Origin of the sequence: Hamadaea sp. NPDC051192 (assembly GCF_040682475.1) — a bacterium.
Taxonomy (GTDB): Bacteria; Actinomycetota; Actinomycetes; order Mycobacteriales; family Micromonosporaceae; genus Hamadaea; species Hamadaea flava.
Window position 1 is genome coordinate 12,766 of record NZ_JBFBAZ010000045.1, and the last position, 19,335, is coordinate 32,100.

At 71.1% G+C, this 19,335-nt stretch carries 18 protein-coding genes and 1 pseudogene; all 19 read right to left on the minus strand.

Annotation, left to right across the window (positions count from 1 at the left end):
- Positions 1-14 precede the first annotated feature (14 nt).
- Positions 15-854 (minus strand): annotated as a pseudogene (locus AB0M47_RS20415) (AAA family ATPase); the annotation flags it as partial.
- Between the two features lie 306 nt (positions 855-1,160).
- Positions 1,161-1,964, minus strand: coding sequence for a hypothetical protein (locus tag AB0M47_RS20420; protein WP_363415811.1), 804 nt, complete (start codon positions 1,962-1,964; stop codon positions 1,161-1,163).
- The gene (locus AB0M47_RS20425; RefSeq protein WP_363415889.1) at positions 1,961-2,872 is read right to left on the minus strand and encodes an RluA family pseudouridine synthase; all 912 of its coding nucleotides are present in this window, start codon (positions 2,870-2,872) and stop codon (positions 1,961-1,963) included. The genes AB0M47_RS20420 and AB0M47_RS20425 overlap by 4 nt, the downstream gene beginning before the upstream one ends.
- A 17-nt stretch (positions 2,873-2,889) precedes the next feature.
- The gene (gene lspA, locus AB0M47_RS20430) at positions 2,890-3,522 is read right to left on the minus strand and encodes a signal peptidase II (RefSeq protein WP_363415814.1); all 633 of its coding nucleotides are present in this window, start codon (positions 3,520-3,522) and stop codon (positions 2,890-2,892) included.
- 2 nt (positions 3,523-3,524) lie between these two features.
- Complete coding sequence (locus AB0M47_RS20435; RefSeq protein ID WP_253763891.1) at positions 3,525-3,968, minus strand: TraR/DksA C4-type zinc finger protein; 444 nt, start codon at positions 3,966-3,968, stop codon at positions 3,525-3,527.
- An 892-nt stretch (positions 3,969-4,860) separates the two neighbouring features.
- A complete protein-coding gene (locus tag AB0M47_RS20440) occupies positions 4,861-6,405 on the minus strand; it encodes a potassium/proton antiporter (protein ID WP_363415817.1) in 1,545 nt (514 codons plus the stop codon).
- A complete protein-coding gene (locus tag AB0M47_RS20445; RefSeq protein ID WP_253761590.1) occupies positions 6,402-6,695 on the minus strand; it encodes a DUF167 domain-containing protein in 294 nt (97 codons plus the stop codon). The genes AB0M47_RS20440 and AB0M47_RS20445 overlap by 4 nt, the downstream gene beginning before the upstream one ends.
- An 84-nt stretch (positions 6,696-6,779) precedes the next feature.
- Positions 6,780-7,412 (minus strand): hypothetical protein, encoded by a 633-nt coding sequence (locus AB0M47_RS20450; RefSeq protein WP_253761589.1) that lies wholly within the window; start codon positions 7,410-7,412, stop codon positions 6,780-6,782.
- 232 nt (positions 7,413-7,644) lie between these two features.
- The gene (locus AB0M47_RS20455; protein WP_275978352.1) at positions 7,645-8,418 is read right to left on the minus strand and encodes a DivIVA domain-containing protein; all 774 of its coding nucleotides are present in this window, start codon (positions 8,416-8,418) and stop codon (positions 7,645-7,647) included.
- Between the two features lie 59 nt (positions 8,419-8,477).
- The gene (locus AB0M47_RS20460) at positions 8,478-8,771 is read right to left on the minus strand and encodes a YggT family protein (RefSeq protein ID WP_363415822.1); all 294 of its coding nucleotides are present in this window, start codon (positions 8,769-8,771) and stop codon (positions 8,478-8,480) included.
- A 23-nt stretch (positions 8,772-8,794) separates the two neighbouring features.
- Positions 8,795-9,589: a cell division protein SepF gene (sepF, locus tag AB0M47_RS20465; protein ID WP_363415825.1), complete on the minus strand. Its 795-nt coding sequence runs from the start codon at positions 9,587-9,589 to the stop codon at positions 8,795-8,797.
- A 120-nt stretch (positions 9,590-9,709) separates the two neighbouring features.
- Positions 9,710-10,444, minus strand: coding sequence for a YggS family pyridoxal phosphate-dependent enzyme (locus AB0M47_RS20470; protein WP_363415828.1), 735 nt, complete (start codon positions 10,442-10,444; stop codon positions 9,710-9,712).
- Positions 10,434-11,537 (minus strand): cell division protein FtsZ, encoded by a 1,104-nt coding sequence (ftsZ, locus tag AB0M47_RS20475; protein ID WP_253761585.1) that lies wholly within the window; start codon positions 11,535-11,537, stop codon positions 10,434-10,436. Before ftsZ ends, AB0M47_RS20470 begins: the two co-directional genes overlap by 11 nt.
- A gap of 272 nt (positions 11,538-11,809) precedes the next feature.
- Positions 11,810-12,583, minus strand: coding sequence for an FtsQ-type POTRA domain-containing protein (locus tag AB0M47_RS20480; RefSeq protein ID WP_363415831.1), 774 nt, complete (start codon positions 12,581-12,583; stop codon positions 11,810-11,812).
- 25 nt (positions 12,584-12,608) lie between these two features.
- Positions 12,609-14,123, minus strand: coding sequence for a UDP-N-acetylmuramate--L-alanine ligase (gene murC / locus AB0M47_RS20485; RefSeq protein ID WP_363415834.1), 1,515 nt, complete (start codon positions 14,121-14,123; stop codon positions 12,609-12,611).
- A complete protein-coding gene (gene murG, locus AB0M47_RS20490) occupies positions 14,123-15,235 on the minus strand; it encodes an undecaprenyldiphospho-muramoylpentapeptide beta-N-acetylglucosaminyltransferase (RefSeq protein WP_363415837.1) in 1,113 nt (370 codons plus the stop codon). The genes murC and murG overlap by 1 nt, the downstream gene beginning before the upstream one ends.
- Positions 15,236-15,246: 11 nt before the next feature.
- Positions 15,247-16,596, minus strand: a complete 1,350-nt coding sequence (locus AB0M47_RS20495) for a putative peptidoglycan glycosyltransferase FtsW (protein ID WP_363415840.1) — start codon at positions 16,594-16,596, stop codon at positions 15,247-15,249.
- A 228-nt stretch (positions 16,597-16,824) separates the two neighbouring features.
- The gene (murD, locus tag AB0M47_RS20500; RefSeq protein WP_363415843.1) at positions 16,825-18,204 is read right to left on the minus strand and encodes a UDP-N-acetylmuramoyl-L-alanine--D-glutamate ligase; all 1,380 of its coding nucleotides are present in this window, start codon (positions 18,202-18,204) and stop codon (positions 16,825-16,827) included.
- The gene (gene mraY, locus AB0M47_RS20505; protein WP_363415846.1) at positions 18,204-19,322 is read right to left on the minus strand and encodes a phospho-N-acetylmuramoyl-pentapeptide-transferase; all 1,119 of its coding nucleotides are present in this window, start codon (positions 19,320-19,322) and stop codon (positions 18,204-18,206) included. Before mraY ends, murD begins: the two co-directional genes overlap by 1 nt.
- Between the last annotated feature and the right edge of the window lie 13 nt (positions 19,323-19,335).

Genomic DNA, 19,335 nt, shown 5'->3' on the forward strand with positions numbered 1-19,335 from the left:
ATCTCATGATCAACTCAGCGCGCGAACGGCTCCAGCATGAGCGCGGCGGCGCTCAGCCAGGCGCGCCGAGTCGACGGCTGCAACGCCGTGTACTCGATCGACGACCCCGGCTCCAGCGCGGCGTCATAGGGCACGACCGCCACACCACGCGTACGCGTGGCGAAGTGCGCCCGCAGGTCCTCCAGCAGCGCCGACGGCCCCGGCGTCGGGCAGGACAGCAGCGTCACCGCGTTGTCGGCGAGCCGGCCCAGGCCCACCTCGTGCAACAGGTCGATCATCCAGTCAGCAGTGAACGCCGCGTCCTCCCGGGGCACGGTCGTGATCACGAGCTGGTCGGCCGCCTGGAGGACGGTCTGCCAGTTGGCGCTCTCCACGTTGTTGCCGGTGTCGACGCAGATCACGTCGTGGGTACGGCCCAGCAGGTCCAGCACCCGCCGGACCGTGTGCGAGTCCAGGCGCTGGGCGAACCGAGGGCTCTCCTCCCCGGCGAGCACGTCGTAGGAGCCGTCGGAGGCGTGCCGCAGGTATCCGTCGAGCAGGTCGGCCATCTCGTAGGACGGCGCGTTCTCGATGGTGACCAGGTCGGCCAGCAGATGCCGGATGGTCCGAGCGTGCCGGGCGCTGCCCGCCCGCAAGCCGAGGGTGCCCCGCAGCTCGTTGTCGTCCCAGGCCAGCACGCCCCGGCCGCGTACGCTGCCGATCGTGGCGGCGGCCAGCACGGTGGCGGTCGTCTTGTGCACGCCGCCCTTGGGGTTGGCGAACGCCAGCACCCGAGGTCCGCCGAGATCCCGCCGCAGCAGGTTGACCTCCGCGTCCGCGGAGTTGTTCGCGGTGGGCGTGGGCCGCCACTCGATCGGATTCGACGGCATCGGCGCGACGCCCCGTTGCTGGGGATATTCGCGTTGTTCCTGCCGCGGCGCGCGGCCGCGGTCGAGCAGGACACGCCAACGCGGGTTGTGGTCCTCCTGCGGTGGTGTGCGCTCCACGCTTCGCCCTCCCAGCGCCGCCCGTGGTCCCCGGCTTGTCGGCGATCGCCGGGGCCGCCTACGGGATACCGGATCAACCTTAGGCGGTACGGAGCAACCTGCCATCCCGCCGTCGGCCGATTGCGTGCCGATCTGGCAAGCCGGGCATCGCGTCACGGGTACAACGACCGGCCCTCAGCCCTGGGTATCCCCCGGTGGGATCGCGATCGTCCGCTGTTCGGGCAGGGGTGGCCAGAAGACCGCCCGGTCGAGCCGCCGGATCTCGGGGGCGACGTCCACCACTCGCACGCCCGGGCGGTGCGCGAGTGGTTCCAGCGCCGCCGGGGTCGCCCGGACCACCGCGGCGTACGCGCAAGCGCAGTGCTCGGCGTACGCGTCCCGTTCGGCGGCGGCGACCCGCTGCCCGGATTCGTACACGGCGACCAGGTCGGCGGCGGGGCTCGCGGTCAGCTTCGCGGCGTACTCGGCGGCCTCGCGGCTCTTCCGGTCGGCGATCTGCCCCATCCCGGTCACCACGTCGACCGGCACCTTCGTCACCGGGATGCGGACGATCTCGGTCTGCTCGCCGGCCAGCGGCACCCGGACGTAGACCGCCGACACCGCGACGCCCGCCAGAATCGGGGTCAGCGACTCCGGCGGCAGATACTCCGTGAGCGTCACCAGGGCGTACGCCTCCGGTGCGCCCTCGGCCGCCAGCTTGTCCAGCTCCGCCCGGCTGCTTTCGGCGTATCCGGGGATGGAGCCGTTAGGCTCGACGCCCACCTTGACCACCTGGCCGACCGACATGTCGGTGGCCGGCGCGGCACGATCCGCCTGCCAGACGGCGACCGCGAGCACCGCGCCCGCGACCAGGCAGGCGGCGACGGTGAGCGAGGTGGGGCGGCGGCGACCGGCGAGGATCCGCCGGTAGCCGCGGGCGATCGGGGCGAGCAGCAGTTCGTCGACCGCGGCGAGCCGTTCGCCCAGCGACCGGGTCATCCGGCCGCCCGCAGCACCTCGAGCGCGTGGGCCAGGTCGGCCGGGTACGCCGAGACGAACCGGACCTCCTCGCCGGTCGACGGGTGTTCGAAGCTGAGTTCCCGGGCGTGCAGCCACTGCCGGGTGAGCCCCAGCCGGGCCGCCAGGGTCGGGTCCGCGCCGTAGGTGAGGTCGCCGACGCACGGGTGCCGCATGGCCGAGAAGTGCACCCGGATCTGGTGCGTTCGCCCGGTCTCCAGCCGCACGTCGACCAGGCTGGCCGCCGGGAACGCCTCGGCGGTGTCGTAGTGCGTGACGCTGGCCTTGCCGCTCGACATGACCGCGAACCGGTAGTCGTGATGCGGATGCCGGTCGATCGGGGCGTCGATCGTGCCGCGCAGCGGATCGAGATGGCCCTGCACCACCGCGTGGTAGCGCTTGTCCACCTCCCGGGCCTTGAAGGCGCGCTTGAGGAAGCTGTACGCGTGCTCGCTCTTCGCGACGACCATGACCCCGGTCGTGCCGACGTCGAGCCGGTGCACGACGCCCTGCCGCTCGGCCGCGCCGCTGGTCGCGACCCGTTGGCCCATCGCGGCCAACCCGCCGATCACGGTCGGCCCGGTCCAGCCGGGGCTGGGGTGGGCCGCCACGCCGACCGGCTTGTCCACCACCGCGATGTCGTCGTCGCTGTAAAGGATCTGGAGGCCGTCGACCGGCTCGGCGACCACCTCGACCGCCGCCGGCGGCGCCGGCATCGTGACCTCCAGCCACGAGCCGCCGGACACCTTCTCGGACTTGGCCCGGGCCGCCCCGTCGATCAGGACGTCACCGGACTCGACGAGATCGGCGGCGAGCGTCCGGGAGAACCCGAACAGCCGCGAGACGGCCTGGTCGAGACGCATCCCGTCCAAGCCGTCCGGCACCGGCATCGAGCGTTGCTCCCGGCTCACCGCGTTTCCTCGCGCTGCGCCTTGCCGGCGTCGCCCTTCGACTCGCGGCGCAGCCGGGTGCCGTCCCGTTGGCGTCCGGTGAACTCCAGCAGGATCGCCAGGCATACGCCGAAGCTCAGCGCCATGTCGGCGATGTTGAAGATCGGGAAACGCTCGCCGTACGGCCCGAAGAGGCTGATGAAGTCGACGACATGACCGGAGATGCCCCCGGGATAACGGAAGACGCGGTCGACGAGGTTGCCCAGGGCGCCCCCGAGGACCAGGCCCAGCGCGATCGCCCAGGGCAGCGACCGCAGCTTGCGGGCGGTCCAGCCGATCCACGCCGCCACCGCGAACGCGATGAACGGGAAGACGAAGGTGTAGTTGCTGCCCATGCTCCAGGCGGCCCCGCTGTTGCGGGTGAAGGAGAAGTAGACCAGACCGCCGAGCAGGCGCATGGGATCGGCGCCCTCCAGGGTGTTGGTCGCCCACTCCTTCGTCGCCGCGTCGAGCCCGATGATCACGACAGCGACCGCGACCAGCGTCAGCACCGAGCGGCCTACGCTGATCGCGGTCGTGGGAACCGCCTCGGGGAGCGGTCTCGTCTCGCCGTCTTCGTCGGACACCGCCACGCTCCCCAGTTCGCTCATGCTCAGCGCCGCTCCTCCAGTTGCTTACACGTCACGCACAGTGTGGCGGACGGGAAGGCGGCCAGCCGCTCGACCGGGATCGGGTTGCCGCACCGCTCACACCACCCATAGCTTCCCTCATCGAGACGCTCCAATGCGCGCTCCACCTGGTTGATCCGTTCCAAGATGTTGTTCGCGAGGGTGATCTCCTGCTCGCGCTCGAACGTCTTGGTCCCGGTGTCGGCCTGGTCGTCGCCGGCCGAGTCGGTCAACCGGTCGCGCTGCAGTTCGGTGATGTCGACCAGGGTCTGGTCGTACTCCGTGCGCAACTCGTCCAGCCGTCCCGACAACGCGGTACGGATCTTCTCGGTGTCCGCGGCGCTCCGCGTACCCCTCACCACGGTCGCGGTCTTCGCGGTGGTGGCGGTGCCTGCGGCGGCGGTCTTGGGTGTGGTCTGCTTCGCCATCATCGCTCCCTCGGCCGCGGAGTCCGCGGCGGTCTCAACTTCCTGGACAGGGGGGTGCGCCGTCGCGGTGACCGGCTGCTGCGCGGCCTCGGCCGGCGCCTTCTTCGCCGTCGACCTGACCGGCTTCTCCGTCGCGACCGGCTCCGCCTCAGCGGCCGCGCTCGCCTTCCCGGCTGTCTTCTTCGCCGTCGTCTTCTTGGCCGTCGTCTTGGCCGGCGCCGCCTTCTTCGCCGGCGCCGTCTTGGTCGCCGCCTTCTCGGCAGGCGCTGCCTTCTTGGCCACGGCCGGCTCTGCCGTCGGCTCGGCGGCTGAAGTCGCCTTCGCCGCCACCTTCTTGACCGGCTTCTCGGCTGCCCGAGTCGCCTTGGCCGCGGCGGCTGCCTTCGCCGTCTTCTTCGGCGCCTTCGCGGGCTCTACCGCCGTCGCCGGCTCCGCCTGCTCGACCGCCGCCTGCTCAGCCGCCTTCTCCGCCGCCGTCGCCTTCGTGGCCGCGGCCGTCTTCTTCGCTGGAGTCGCCTTCTGACCAGCCGATTTAGCGGATCGGGCCGAGGACGCGTTCGCACGAGCGGGCGCGGGCTTCGGGGTGGGAACCTTCCGGGCGGAGGCGGCCTTCTTCGCCGCGGCGGCCGTGGACGGCGTACGCGCCGACCGGGCCGCGGTCGTCCTTCCGGCGGCGCCCGCCGTGGCCTTCGCGGTCGCCTTGCGCCCTGCGGGTTCGGCCATGGGATACCCCCACATGCAAAACGGGCGCGCGGCGGGTGCCGCGCACTCGGAGTAGGTTGGCAAGAATACGGAAGCCACAGGTTTCCGACAAACATGCCACTCGTGGTTGCCGAAATCGGACAGTGTCTGGTTCGACACTGCCGGTCACTCAAGTACCGGACATTAGCCGCTAATCGTCCGTCTTACCCGAATTTCCGGCAATCCAACGTGCGAGTCTTCCGGCCTTACCCACTTCTCGAAGCCTTCTTAACGTCGCATCGCGTACTTCGTCGGTCGCGACGATCAGCATGCTGTCCCCGGCACGCAGCCTGGTCTGCTCGTGCGGGACGAAGCCCTCGCCGTCGCGCAGGACGAGCGTGACCACCGCCCCGACCGGCAGCCGCAATTCGTCGAGGTGGACTCCGGCGAGCTGCGAGCCCACCGGGATCTCCAGTTGGAGCAGGTCGGCCTGCATGCGCTCGAGCGGCGCGGTCTCCACGCGCAGCTCGGTCGGCTCGGCCGGGGAGGTCACCCGAAGCCAGCGCGCCACCGGCGCGAGCGTGCCCGTCTGGGCCAGCGTGAAGATCACCACAAGGACGAAGACCGCGTCGAACAGGGCGGTCGCGCCTGGGACCGCCTCGGACAACGGGATGGTGGCCAGCACGATCGGGACCGCGCCGCGCAGCCCCGCCCAGCTCAGGAAGGCCAGGTCCCGGCGGCCGAACCGCTCGTACCGCGATCGCCTTCGGCGGCTGCGCCCGGTGAACGGCAGCAGCGAGACGGCCACCGAGATCGGCCGGGCCAGCAACAACAGGGTCAGCCCGATCACCAGTGCCGGAATCAGCGCGTCCGTCAGCCGGCCGGGCGACACCAGCAGGCCCAGCATGACGAACAGGCCGATCTGGGCCAGCCAGGCCAAGCCGTCGGCGAAGCCGAGGATGGCCTGGCGGTGTGGCAGCCGCGAATTGCCGAGGATCACCCCCGCCACATACACGGCGAGGAAGCCGGAGCCATGCACCACCACACCCGCGGCATACGCGAGCACCGTCAACCCGACCGCCGCCAGCGGGTAGAGACCCGCCGCGGGCAACGCCGCGCGCCGCAGGGTCCACGCTCCGGCCAGGCCCACGAGCAGGCCGAGGGCCGCACCCACGACCAACTCGTACGCGATGAGCCCGGCCTCGGTCGACCAGTGGACGCCGGCGAGGCTGGGCGTCGCCAGGAGGACGACCAGGATGACGGCCGGGGCGTCGTTCATCCCGGACTCGGCCTCCAGCGTGGCCATGAGTTTCGGCTTGAGCCGCAGCCAGCGCAGGGTGGCGAAGACGGCGGCGGCGTCGGTCGACGACAGCACCGCGCCCAGCAGCAGCCCGGCGTGCAACGAGACGCCGAGGAGTAGGTGGACGACCAGCCCGACGACGGCGGTGCTGACGAAGACGCCCACAGTCGACAAGGCGATCGCCGCCGGGAGAACCGGCTTCAGCGTGCTCCACCGGGCGCTCAGCCCGCCCTCGGCGATGATCAGGACGAGCGCGCAGAGGCCGAGCGTACGCGTCAGGGTGGCGTTCTCGAACTCGATGCCGAAGCCCGATTCGCCGATCAGCATGCCCAGCGCCAGATAGACCAGCAGGCTGGGCAGGCCGATGCGGCTGGAGAAGCGGACCGCGGCGACGGCGGCGAGCAGCACGCCCGTGCCGATCAGCAGGGCCACCTCGAAGGAGTACGCGCCGCTCAAGCGCCGTCTCGCAGGGTGTCGAGGCGAACGGTCAGATCCTCGGGCGGATCGGCGACGGCGAAGAGTTTGTCCCGGCCGGTCGCTCCGCTACGCAGGCTCACCGAAGACACCGGTACGCCCAACGCGACCGCCAGCGCCCGGCGTACCGCCTCGGTCGCCCGGCCGTCGACCGGCGGCGCCGTGACCGCGACGACGAGCGCGGGGCCGAGCGAGCCGTCATAGCGCCCGCCGACCTTCGCCCGCGAGGCGCCCGGCTTGACTCGCACCGCGACCGTCACGCTCTGCGCCATGCCTCATCCTAGGCCATGGTGATCAACTAGCTGACACAGCGTCAGGGGACCCCGACCGGGATCCCCTGACACTGAATCTGTCCGTCAGACGCGACGGGCGTCGGCGAGCAACGCGCTGTCCGGCTCGCAGAGCCCACACGGGCTGAACCCGAGTTCCACCGCCTCGTTCACGGGCAGCGGCTCGTGTGGACGGCCGAGCAGATGCACGCAGCCCGCCACGTGATAACGCGGCCGACCGTCGATGACCAGCACCTCGGTGCTCATCCGGGCGATCCGGGCGGCGTCGGCGGGCGGTACCCGCTGCGCGACCGGCTCGTCCGGTGGATCTTCGTCGTCGTCGATCTCTCCGAGCGCGGTCCCGCCCGACTGGGCCGGGATCGTGACCCCGGTCTGGTCGAGACGCTCGCCGGTCCGGTCGGCGACCCGGCCGCGAACCGGCTGCTCCGGCTCCCGGGTCGTCTCCCTGCCACCGCTGTCTCGCGTGGCCCGGGACCGGCTGACCGGCTCCTCGTACGCGTCGCTCTCGTCCTGCTCGTCCTCGTCGTAGTCCGCCTCAGCGCGGGCTGCGGCGGCCTGCCGTGCGCCCACCACGAGGGCGACCGCGGCCAGGAGGCTGGTCCCGATCGAACCGACGAGCATTCCGCTCGACCCGTTGATCAGGCCAGTGACCAGCAGTACGACCGCGACGACGATGAGCAGCAGACTTGCGACAATCACACAGCTCACCCCCGCCGATATCGGCATCCAGGTGTCATCCCGGCACGGGGTCCCGCGCCGGGTCTCTCACAGGGTGTCGGGGTGGTTCGGTGGTGCGTGCTCCTTCCGGCGGCTCGCCGAAGACGGGGGTCTTCGGCGAACCGGCCGCCAGGAGGTCTCGGCCACGAGGAGGGGTCACGGCCGTCAAGAGGGGCCGACGCGGACGGGGGTCCGCACCGGAGTTCGCGAGGGACTAGCGGCTGGCGCCGAAGCCAGCGCCGGAGGTGACCCCGGCCGTGACCGCTCGACCGTTCTCGGACCGGGCGATCTCCGCCTCGAGACCCTGCCCACGACCTTCGAGGTCGCGCAGCTGGCTCTCCAGGTACGCCTTGAGCCGGGTACGGTACTCGCGCTCGAACTGCTTGAGCTCTTCGATGTGCTTGGAGAGAGCGGTGCGCTTGGCGTCGAGCCCGCCCATCGCCTCCTGGTGCCGCTGGCGCGCGTCACGTTCGAGCGCGTCGGCCTTGGCCCGGGCGTCGCGGGTGACCTCCTCCGCCTTGGCGCGCGCCTCGGAGAGGACCTTGTCGGCCTCCCGGCGAGCGTCCGAGACGTGGTCGTCCGCGGTGCGCTGGGCCATCATGAGGACGCGCAGCGCCTGCTGCTCGCCGTCCGGGCCGACCGGGCCGACACCGGCGGGGCCGCCGGCCCGCACCTGGTCGAGCTCAGCCTGCATCGCGCGCGCGGCGCGGTCGGCTTCGCCCTTCTCCCGCTGGCTCCGGTCGAGCTGCATCTTGAGCTCATTGAGCTCGGCCGCGAGGCGCGGGTCGGCGCCGGGGCCGGCCGGAGGACGACCGCCGCCGCCACGCTCGGCCTGGGCGCGCAGCTCGTTGTTCTCCTCGATCAGACGGGCGAGTTCGCGCTCGACCTCATCCAGGAAGGCGTCGACCTCCTCCTCGTCGTACCCCCGCTTGCCGATCGGGGGCTTCTTGAAGGCCACGTTGTGCACGTCGGCCGGGGTGAGCGGCATCGAAACTCCTCGGGTCAGTTGCGGCCGCGTCGGGCGGTGGTCATCGGCGTCTGACGAATCTATCGGTACAGCTTCTGTGCGATCAGCATCAGAACCCACAGAATAACCAACAGAATCATCGCCGCCAGGTCGACGCTAACGGTACCAATCCGCAACGGTGGGATCACACGCCTCAACGCCTTGAGGGGTGGATCAGTGACGCTCCAGATGAGTTCCAGCGTCGCCGCCGAGCCTCGACCGGGGTGCCACCAGCGCCCGTACTGGAGGATCATCCCGAGCACGAATCGTGCTAAAAGGGTCAACAGGAAGGCGTACAGCAGGAGATATACGACTTGCCAGACGATCGAAAACACGACAGTGGGATCCCTCGCGCGGGTTAAGTGTGGTGATACCCACCTTCGGCGATCTTCGCCTTCTCCTCCGCCGTCACCTGGACGTTGGCTGGAGAGAGGAGGAACACCCGGTGGGTAACGCGCTCGATCGTACCGCGCAGCCCGAATGCGAGACCGGCCGCGAAGTCCACGAGCCGCTTGGCGTCGGCCTCGTCCATTTCGGTGAGGTTCATGATGACCGGCGTGCCGTCGCGGAAGTGCTCCCCGATCGTGCGTGCCTCGTTGTACGTGGTGGGGTGCAGCGTGGTGATCTGGTAGCGGCGGTCCTCCTCGGTCGCGGGCACCGCGGAGCGCGGCTGGACCTGAGCGGCGGTCTCCGCCTCGGGAGCCAGTGCCAGGTTCTCGCGCGTACCGAAGAGCCCGCCGGAACGGCCGGACCCGCTGCTCGGCGTAGCCGGGGCGGCCGGCTGGGTCGGAGCGGCGGAACTCACCGGACGAGTGATCGGCCGGACCGTGGAACCTGAACCGGACGAGCGGCCGGTGTCGTACCGGGACTCACCCGAGCGCGACAGCGGCTCGCGGCCACGGTCGTCCGCCCGGCCACGGTCCTCGCGCAGGCGCTCCGAGTAGCGCGAACGCGGCACCGCCGGGAGGTCGTCCTCGTCCTCCTCGTCGTCGAACTCGTCGTACTCCGAGTCACGGGTGGCGGTCCGGCGGGAATCCCGGTAGCCGCCCCGGTCGCGGTAGCTGGCCGAGCCGTAACCGCGGTCGTCGTAGTCGCGCTCGTCGTCGTCCTCGACGAGGCCGAGCCACACACCCGCCTTACGCAATGCGCTCATCAGCAACCGCCCCCTTGTGTCGTCGGGGCGAGCGTTCGCGGCGCGTCGCCCCTGCGGCCTCCGCCCGCCGCGGGTGCCGGTCGGGCAAACCACACGGATGTAGTTTCGCCCGCCGTCAGGCTACCCGAGCAGCGCACGCTTTCCGAGCAACGCGGTGCCGACGCGTACGTGTGTCGCGCCGTGCGCGATCGCCTCTTCCAGGTCACCGCTCATCCCGGCCGAGACGACCGTCGCGTTCGGATGGTCGGCCCGAAGTCCTGTCGCGACCAAGGCCAGCCGTGCGAACGCGGCTCCGGCGTCGTCCACCGGTGCCACCGCCATCACGCCCCGCAGTCGCAACGCCTCATCTTTACCGATCAGCTCGGCCAATGCAGCCACCGACGCCGGGGACACGCCGCCCCGGTGTAGCGGATCCGACAGTTCGGGAGCGCCGGGATCCAGGTTCACCTGGATCAAGACGTCCAGCGGACGGTCGCGGACCTTGGCCGCGGCCTCGGCCAAGGCGGCCGCCAACGCCGGGCGGTCCACCGAATGGACGAGGTCCGCGTAGGACGCGACCGACCGGGCCTTGTTCCGCTGAAGCTGGCCCACGAAGTGCCAATGCACGTCGGCGCCGGCCGCCCGGACCTCAGCCGCCTTTGCGGCCGCTTCCTGATCCCGGTTCTCCCCCACCTCGCGTACGCCGAGCGCGGCCAGGTGCACCACATCTGACGCGGGATAGGTCTTCGTGACGGCGACGAGGGTGATCTCGTCCGGCGTACGCCCAGCGGCAGCGCAAGCGGCGGCGATGCGCTCGCGCACCGCCGCCAGATTGGCCGCTATCTCCGACCGCCGGACCTCGGGGTCAGGACCCATTTTTCAGGAAGTCCGGCACGTCGACGTCGTCGAAGAGAACCTTGCGCTGCGGCTGCCGCGGCGGTTCGGTGGTCGGCACCGGGTTGCGGATGACCGTCTCGGTGACCGGGACCGGCCGCTTCAGCTCAGCCGGCTTGTAGGTCGGCGTACCGCCGTCGAACCCGGCCGCGATCACGGTCACCCGGACCTCGTCGCCGAGCGCGTCGTCGATGACCGCGCCGAAGATGATGTTCGCCTCCGGATGCGCCGCGTCCGTGACGAGCTGGGCCGCGTCGTTGATCTCGAACAGGCCGAGGTCGGAGCCGCCCGCGATGGACAGCAGCACGCCGCGCGCGCCGTCCATGCTCTGCTCCAGCAGGGGGCTGGAGATGGCCCGCTCGGCCGCCTCGACCGCCCGGTTGTCGCCGCGCGCGCTGCCGATGCCCATGAGCGCGCTGCCGGCCCCGCTCATGACCGACTTGACGTCGGCGAAGTCCAGATTGATCAGACCCGGCGTGGTGATCAGGTCCGTGATGCCCTGGACACCGGACAGCAGGACCTGGTCGGCCTGGCGGAACGCGTCCATCATGGTGATGCCGCGGTCGCCGAGGGCCAGCAGCCGGTCGTTCGGGATCACGATGAGCGTGTCGCACTGGTTGCGCAGCTCCTCGATGCCCGACTCGGCCTGCACCTGACGGCGCTTGCCCTCGAACGAGAACGGCCGGGTGACCACGCCGATGGTGAGCGCGCCGAGCTTGCGGGCGATGTTGGCGACCACGGGCGCGCCGCCGGTGCCGGTGCCGCCGCCCTCGCCACACGTCACGAAGACCATGTCGGCCCCCTTGAGGACCTCCTCGATCTCGTCCCGGTGGTCCTCGGCGGCGTTCTTGCCGACTTCGGGGTTGGCCCCGGCGCCGAGGCCGCGGGTCAGTTCCCGGCCTACGTCGAGCTTGACGTCGGCGTCGCTCATCAGCAGCGCCTGCGCGTCGGTGTTGATCGCGATGAACTCGACGCCCTTGAGTCCCACCTCGATCATTCGGTTGACGGCGTTGACACCGCCGCCGCCGATGCCGACGACCTTGATGACCGCGAGGTAGTTATGCGGAGGTGTCATCGGGCCTTCCTTTCGAGGTCGGATCGCCCCGGGTCCGGCCGTTTCCCCGAAGGCGGTGGTGCTGGTCCTGCTGTGCGGCGAGGGCGAGGTCCGACCGCGCTTCCGGCGGCTCACCCGGGAGGTTCCCCGGCAAACCCTCACCCTCTAGTTGAGCCTTAGAGTTTTGTCAACTATGTGGCTCTGACGAAAAAGTAGGCGTCCGCGCGCCGCGATCCAAGGACCCGGTACGGCGTGTCGGAAGCGCTCCATTATGGACTGTCTCCCCGACGGGGCTAGGAGATCGTCACCACCTCGGGCGCGCTCACGTCGATCTGCGTACCCGAGCGGGTCAGCAGAGCGGTCGCGACGCGCGCCTTCAGTTCGCCCTGAGTCGCGTCGCCCCATATGACGGTACGGCCTTTGCGCAGCTCCAGGCGGATGCGCGCGGGCGCGTCCACGACTACTCGCACCAATTCCGCCTTCAGTTGCGGCGTCAGGACCGCCAGCACTTGCAACCCGGCGACGGTCTCCGGGCTGTCCGGTCCGGGCCGAGCCAGCTTCAGCTCGGGCAGATCACCGGGGCGGTCGTCCACTGTGAGAAACACGACGCCGGACCGGTCGACCATCGCGAACTTCTTATCCTGCGGCACCACGGCGACCGGCGTACGCTCCACCACCCGGATGGTCAGGGTGTTGGGCCAGCTGCGGCCGATGTCGACGGACTCGACCGGAGCCAGCTTCCCGATCCGGCGGGCCACCGACTTCGTGTCCACCCGCGCCAGCGGCGTGCCCGTCGGCACCTCGGCGGCGGCGCGTACCTCGTCCGGCGTCAGGATCTGCACCCCGGTGACCCGGATCAGGTCCACGCCGAGCACCGAGGTCTGCAACGCCAGCCAGACCAAGGCCCCGCCCAGCACCAGGATCAGCCCGCCGATCCCCCACGGCGCGGCCGCCCGCAACCGGCGACGCCGGGCACGGGCCATGAATCGGCGTACCGAGGCCGGCACCGCGTCCCGGGAAGCCCGGACCAGCCGCCAGCGGCGTGGCCCGTCCGGCGTCTGCGACATCCCCCGTCAGTCCCCCATCCGTCCGTCAGACGTCGGCGCGCGAATGGCGCGCCTGGTAGGGCGTACCGCCACCGCCGCCACCCTCGCCGTCGCCGTCGAGCGACCCGTCGTCGGAGTCGCCCCGCAACGCGGCGATCAGCTCGTCGCCCATCAGCGAGATCGGCGGCGCGCCCATGGTGACCACGACGTCGCCGACCCGGGCCCGGCGGACCACCTCGGCCGGAACGTCCTCCCACGACGGAACGAAGACCTTCGCCTCGTCCGCCAACGGGATCGCCCCGGTCAGCGCCACTCCCCCTTGGCCCGGCTCGCGTACCTCGCCGGGGCCGAACACCTCCAGCACGATCGCCTCGTCGGCGATGGCCAGCGCGGTGGCGATCTCCTCCTGGAGGTCGCGGGTGCGGTAGACCCGGTACGGCTGGAACACCACGAGCAACCGCCCTGCCCCGGCGACCTCGCGCAAGGTGCTCAGCGCGGCGGTCATGGAGGTCGGGTGGTACGCGTACTCGTCGTAGACGCGTACGCCGCTGACGATGCCCTTGAGCTCGAACCGGCGGCGTACGCCCGGGAAGGCCGCGAGCGCGTCGACGACCGTCTTGGCGGGCACCCCGAGCTTGAGCGCGGTGAGCGCCGCGGCCGCGCTGTTGAGGCCGAGATGGCGGCCGGGCGTCGGCAGCGAGAACTCGCCCAGCGGTTCGCCGTCGAGGGAGCCGAAGTAGCGCACGCCCGCGACGCCGGAGGCGATCTCGGTCAGCCGGAAGTCCGCGTCCTCGGCCTCGCCGTAGGTGTAGACGGTCCGGCCCTCGCCGCGCAGCACCTCGGCCATGTCCCGGGTGTACGGGTCGTCGGCGCAGGTGACCACGAACCCGTCGGCGTCGGTCAGCCGCGCGAACTCGGCGAAGCCGGCCCGCAGCCCGTCCATGTCGCCGTAGGTGTTGAGGTGGTCGACGTCGATGTTGGTGACGATGGCGACGTGCGGCCGGTAGACCAGGAACGACCGGTCGTGCTCGTCGGCCTCGGCGACGAAGTACTCGCCCGAGCCGTGGTGGCCGTTGGAGCCGACCTCGCCGACCTCGCCGCCGATGAAGAACGACGGGTCGAGCCCCGCGTGCTGGAGGATCAGCGTCGCCATCGAGGTCGTGGTGGTCTTGCCGTGGGTGCCCGCGACGGCGATGGTGCGCCGCCCGGTCATCGCCGCGGCCAGCGCCTCCGACCGGTGCAGTACGCGCAGCCCGCGCTTGCGGGCCTCGACCAGCTCCAGATGGTCGGCCGGGATGGCCGTCGAGTAGACGACGGTGTCCACACCGTCCAAGTTGGACGCCTCGTGCGTCATGTGGATGACGCCGCCGAGCGCCCGCAGGCCGGCCAGCGAGGGCCACTCGCGCAGCTCGCTGCCGGTCACCGGGATGCCCCGGGTCAGCAGCAGCCGCGCGAGGCCGCTCATCCCGACGCCGCCGACCCCGATCATGTGCACGGTGCCGAGCTCCTCGGCCGTGAGCACACCGGCCGGGGTCATGTTCGCGGTCTCCACTGCTGCCATCAGCCCCTCACTCCCGCCGCCTTCAGGACGAACTCCCGCAGGGCCTCGTCGCCGTCGCGCCGCCCGTACGCCGCCGCGGCCGCCCCCATCGCCGCCACCCGGTGGCGATCGGTGACCAGCGGGACGAGCGTCCGCGCGATCCACTCTGGACTCAACTCGGCGTCGTCGACGATCAGGCCGCCACCGGCCTCGACGACCGGCAGCGCGTTGCGCCGCTGCTCGCCGTTGCCGTAGGGCAGCGGGACGTACGCGGCCGGCACCCCGAGCGCGGCGGTCTCGGCGCAGGTCAGCGCCCCGCCTCGGCACAGCACGAAGTCGGCGGCGGCGTACCCGAGTTCCATCTCGTTGATGAACTTGACGGTGACGTAGGGCGCCGCCAGCCCGGCCGGAATCTCGACGTCGTCGTTGCGCGCCCCGATGACGTGCAGCACCTGGATGCCGGCGTTGGTGATCGCGCGGGCGGCTCCGGCCATCGCCAGGTTGATCGAGCGCGCGCCCTGCGAGGCGCCGAAGACGAACAGGGTCGGCCGGTCGAGGTCGAGGCCGAAGTGCTTGCGGGCGGCGGCCTGCGTGGCCGCGCGGTCCAGCGTGGTGATCGAGCGGCGCAGCGGTACGCCGACGACGGTCGCGTCCTGCAGCGACTCCGCCTGGGCCACCTGGTGCGGGAAGCCGACCGCGACGTTCTCCGTGAACCGCATGCCCAGCTTGTTCGCCACACCCGGCGGGACGTTCACCTCGTGGATGACGATCGGCGTGTGCCGCCGCCAGGCCGCCAGGTACGCCGGGACGCTGACGTAGCCGCCGAAGCCCACGACGACCTGCGCGTCGACCTCGTCCAGCACCGCCCGCGCCGCCCGCGACGAGCGGAACATGCGGTCCGGCGTACGCAGCAGGTTCATGTTGATCGACCGCGGCAGCTGATAGGCCGGGATGTGCCGCAGGTCGTAACCGGCCGGCGGGATCAGCTCGGTTTCCAGCCCCTTCGGGGTGCCCAGGCAGGTGATCCGGATCCCCGGGTCGTGCCGCCGCAGGCAGTCGGCGAAGGCGAGCAGCGGGTAGATGTGACCGCCTGTGCCTCCACCGGCCAGCACCACCGAACGCAACTGACTCACCGCTGTCCTCCTCAGTCCTCGGCCGGCCCGCGGCCGCCTCGCCGTCCTTTTCCGGCTCCCGCCTCGGCGCGGGAGGGCGCCCGGGGGGTGGGCGCCGATGGCGTGGCGGCGTCCGGTGGCCGGTGCCGCCGGGCGATCGCGGGCAACGGGGCCCAGAGTAGCTGTACCCACTTCCCGCTCGGACGGGCGTGCAGGGCCGCCGCCGCCGCCGGCTCCGTACGTGCGAACGAGGCCAGCATGCCGACCGCGGCGAGGGAGACCACCAGCGCACTGCCGCCGTGTGAGATGAACGGCAGCACCAGGCCGGTGACCGGCAGCAACCGGATCACGCCGCCGATGTTGATCAATGCCTGGCTGATGAACCAGATCGTGACGGCGGCCGCCGCGATCCGCCGGAACGCGTCCGGCACCCGGCGGGCGATCCGCAGCCCGGTGTACGCGAGCACGGCGAACAACGTGACCACCATCAGGCAGCCGACGACCCCGAGTTCCTCCGCGATCACGGCGAAGATGAAGTCGTTGTGCGCCTCAGGCAGCCAGTTCCACTTCAGCGAGCCGTTGCCGAGGCCGACGCCGAACCAGCTGCCGTCGGCGATGGCGTACCAGCCCTGCTTGATCTGGAAACAGTTGTCGGTGCAGTTGGTGCTCGTCGGATCGAGGAAGGCGGTGAACCGGTCCTTCCGGTAGTCCTTGCCCGGGGCGAAGACGAGCAGGAGGATGCCGAGCAGGGCCACGCCCAGCATCCCGGCGAACACCCGGCCGCGTACGCCGGCGACGAAGAGCATGCCGACGAAGATCGCCAGCAGCACGAGCATGGTGCCGAGGTCGGCGTACCCGACGAGGACGAAGAGCAGGCCGACCGCCGGGAAGAGCGGCGTCCACAGCTCCCGCCATTGCAGGATGCGGTCGCCCTTGCGGACCAGCACGTCGGCGCCCCACACCACCAGCGCGAACTTCGCCAGCTCCGAGGGCTGAAGGACGACCGAGCCGATGGACAGCCACAGGCCGCTCGCCTCGACCGGACCCCACTGGGCCGTGGACTGGTTCCGCAGCGACGCGATGAGGTTGATCAGGTCCAGCAGGCCCAGCAGCGCGATGGCGAACATCAGCATGAGCCGCGCGACCGCCCGGTAGGTACGCCGGGGCAGCCGCTGGCAGACCCAGAACGCGACCAGGCCCACCGCCGCCGCGGCGAGCTGCTGGATCAGCGAGCCGTACGGGCTGAGGCCCTTGCTGTAGTTCGTGACGGCGGTCGCCGAGAAGACCATCGTCAGGCCGATGATCAGCAGCAGCCCGACACAGGCCAGCAGGAGGTAGTACGAGGCGAGCGGGCGGTCCAGCAGGCCGCGCAGCGCGGACACGAAGGCCACCACGGTGCGCTGCGGATCGAACGCCGGTCGCGCCGGCCGCGAAGCAGAATCCTCGGCTCGAGCGGACCCGGCTGTCACATGCGGCCGGCTCACGTCCTCACGCTCGGCTCGAGCGGACCCGGCTGCCACATGCGGCCGGCTCACGTCCTCACGCTCGGCTCGAGCGGACCCGGCCGGGGGCGGATCGGGTGTGCCGGTCCCCTGCGTCATGCCCGCCCCTCAGCCGCCCTGCCCGCCGGTCAGCGCCCGGACGGCGGCGGCGTACGCCGAACCTCGGTGGTCGTAGCCGTGGAACATGTCCTTGCTGGCGGCGGCCGGCGCGAGCAGCACGGTGTCACCCGGTTGCGCGAGCCGCGCGGCGGCGGCGACGACCTCCCCCATCGCTCCATCATCCGTCCTGGCGACCTGGACGACGGGGAGCGCGGGCGCGTGTCGCGCCAACGCTGTCGCGATCTCCTCCCGGTCGACGCCGAGCAACACCGCGCCAGCCAGCCGATCGGCGACCGCGCGGACCAACTCGTCCACGTCGACGCCCTTCAACTGCCCGCCCGCGACCCACACGATCCGCGGGTACGCGGTCAGCGAAGCCAGCGCCGCGTGCGGGTTGGTGGCCTTGCTGTCGTCCACATAGTCCACCCCCGCCACGGTCGTCACGTACGCGTTCCGGTGCGGCTCGGGCACGTAACCGGCGAGCCCGTCGCGGATGGCCTCGACCGGCACCCCGTACGCGACCGCGAGCGCGGCGGCGGCGAGCGCGTTGGCCACGTTGTGCGTACCGGCCGGCTTGATCCGGGCGGCCTCGATGATCGGCTGCCCGTCCGGAGTGGTCAGCCAGCCGTCGGCCACGCCGAAGGAGGATGCCGACGGGGCGCCCAGCGTGAACGAGACCGGCGACGGCCCGCCCGCCCGGTTCAGGGCGGCGAAGACGCGCGGGTCGTCGGCATTGCCCACGGCGACCCCGGTCCCGGCCCGGGCCGACCGCCAGATCGCTTCCTTCGCGCCCGCGTACGCCGCGAAGTCGCCGTGCCATTCGAGGTGGTCGTCGGCGAGGTTGAGGATCGCCCCCGCCTCCGGTGCGAGCTGGGACGACCAGTGCAGCTGGAAGCTGGACAGTTCGACGGCGAGGACGTCGAGCCCATCCGGCAGCTCCACCAGCGGTACGCCGATGTTGCCGAACGCGCCGGTCCGGTGCCCGGCGGCCCGCAGGATCGCGGTCAGCATGGTGACCGTGGTCGTCTTGCCGTTGGTGCCGGTCAAGGCGAGCCAGGCGGGCGCGTCCGGCCCTCGCAGCCGCCAGGCCAGTTCGGGCTCGGAGTAGACGTCGATCCCGGCGGCGACCGCCGCAGCGGCCAGCGGGTGATACGGCGGTACGCCCGGCGACACCACCACGTCCGAGATACCGGACAGAAGCCCCAAATCCCCCGAGCCTGCGGAGACGACGATCCGCGCCCCGAGGTCCCCGAGGGCGGTCAGCGCGTCGGTCTGCTTCTGATCGACGACGGTGACCCGGGCGCCGTGCTTCGCCAGCGCCCGGGCGCTGGCCGCGCCGGCCGTGCCGGAGCCGACGACCAGCACGGCACGACCGTCGTACGAGGTCATCAGCTGACCGCGCTCAGGAAGTCGGCGTAGAAGATGCCCAGGGCGACCGCCACCCCGACCCCGGCGATGATCCAGAACCGGATCACGATGTTGACCTCGCTCCAGCCCACTAATTCGAAATGGTGTTGGAGGGGTGACATGCGGAAGACCCGTTTACCGGTGGTCTTGTAGGAGATCCGCTGGATGATGACGCTCATCGTGACGATGACGAACAGCGCGCCGAGGATCGGCAGCAGCAGCGTCGTCCGGGTGGAGACGGCCAGGCCGCCGATCAGGCCGCCGAGGCCCAGCGCGCCGGTGTCGCCCATGAAGATCCGGGCCGGGTACGCGTTCCACCAGAGGAAGCCGACGCACGCCGCCGCGGCGGCCGCCCCGATCATCGCGATCTCCAGCGGATCTCGGACCACGTAGCAGTAGGTCGCCTTGGAGGTGTTGTACGCCGGGTCGGCGCACCAGTGCCGGTACTGCCAGAACCCGATGAACGAGTACGCCGACAGCACCATGAACGAGGCGCCCGTGGCGAGCCCGTCGAGCCCGTCGGTCAGGTTGACGCCGTTGCTGGCCGCGATGATGACCAGGACGAAGACGACGATGGCGCCGATGCGCCCCAGCTCCATCCAGTCGATGTCCCGGATGAACGAGAGCTTGGTCGAGGCGACCGTCTGCTGGTTGGTGCTCTTGAACGCGTCGATCGGCCAGATCGCGATGACGCCGAAGACCGCGCCCACGATCAGTTGGCCGAGCAGCTTGCCCCGCTCCGTGAGGCCCTCGCTGTTGCGCTTGCGGACCTTGAGGAAGTCGTCGATGAACCCGACCGCGCCGCAGAACACGAACAGGCCGAGCAGGACCAGGCCGGTGATCGTCGGCCGCACCTGGCCGATCTGCGCCTTGGGCAGCGTCACCAAGGCGACGTGCCCGGCGACGTAGGCGATGACGGTGGAGACGATGAAGACGACCCCGCCCATCGTCGGGGTGCCCTTCTTGCCCTGGTGCATCTGCGGGCCGTCGGCACGGATCGGCTGACCCGCCTTCAGCCGGGTGAACGCGCGGATCGCCAGCGGCGTACCGAACAGAGACACCGCGAACGCCACGACGATCGCGACAAAGACCGCCCTCATGCCGTCACCGTCC

What these genes read in the sequence shown, in the direction of transcription:
- AB0M47_RS20435 (WP_253763891.1), bottom strand. Translation starts at nt 3,968, where the DNA reads ATGGCGAAGCAGACCACACCCAAGACCGCCGCCGCAGGCACCGCCACC.
- AB0M47_RS20445 (WP_253761590.1), bottom strand. Translation starts at nt 6,695, where the DNA reads ATGGCGCAGAGCGTGACGGTCGCGGTGCGAGTCAAGCCGGGCGCCTCG.
- AB0M47_RS20425 (WP_363415889.1), bottom strand. Translation starts at nt 2,872, where the DNA reads ATGCCGGTGCCGGACGGCTTGGACGGGATGCGTCTCGACCAGGCCGTC.
- ftsZ (WP_253761585.1), bottom strand. Translation starts at nt 11,537, where the DNA reads ATGACACCTCCGCATAACTACCTCGCGGTCATCAAGGTCGTCGGCATC.
- AB0M47_RS20480 (WP_363415831.1), bottom strand. Translation starts at nt 12,583, where the DNA reads ATGTCGCAGACGCCGGACGGGCCACGCCGCTGGCGGCTGGTCCGGGCT.
- sepF (WP_363415825.1), bottom strand. Translation starts at nt 9,589, where the DNA reads ATGAGCGCATTGCGTAAGGCGGGTGTGTGGCTCGGCCTCGTCGAGGAC.
- AB0M47_RS20455 (WP_275978352.1), bottom strand. Translation starts at nt 8,418, where the DNA reads ATGCCGCTCACCCCGGCCGACGTGCACAACGTGGCCTTCAAGAAGCCC.
- AB0M47_RS20470 (WP_363415828.1), bottom strand. Translation starts at nt 10,444, where the DNA reads ATGGGTCCTGACCCCGAGGTCCGGCGGTCGGAGATAGCGGCCAATCTG.
- murD (WP_363415843.1), bottom strand. Translation starts at nt 18,204, where the DNA reads ATGACCTCGTACGACGGTCGTGCCGTGCTGGTCGTCGGCTCCGGCACG.
- mraY (WP_363415846.1), bottom strand. Translation starts at nt 19,322, where the DNA reads ATGAGGGCGGTCTTTGTCGCGATCGTCGTGGCGTTCGCGGTGTCTCTG.
- murC (WP_363415834.1), bottom strand. Translation starts at nt 14,123, where the DNA reads ATGGCAGCAGTGGAGACCGCGAACATGACCCCGGCCGGTGTGCTCACG.
- AB0M47_RS20420 (WP_363415811.1), bottom strand. Translation starts at nt 1,964, where the DNA reads ATGACCCGGTCGCTGGGCGAACGGCTCGCCGCGGTCGACGAACTGCTG.
- lspA (WP_363415814.1), bottom strand. Translation starts at nt 3,522, where the DNA reads ATGAGCGAACTGGGGAGCGTGGCGGTGTCCGACGAAGACGGCGAGACG.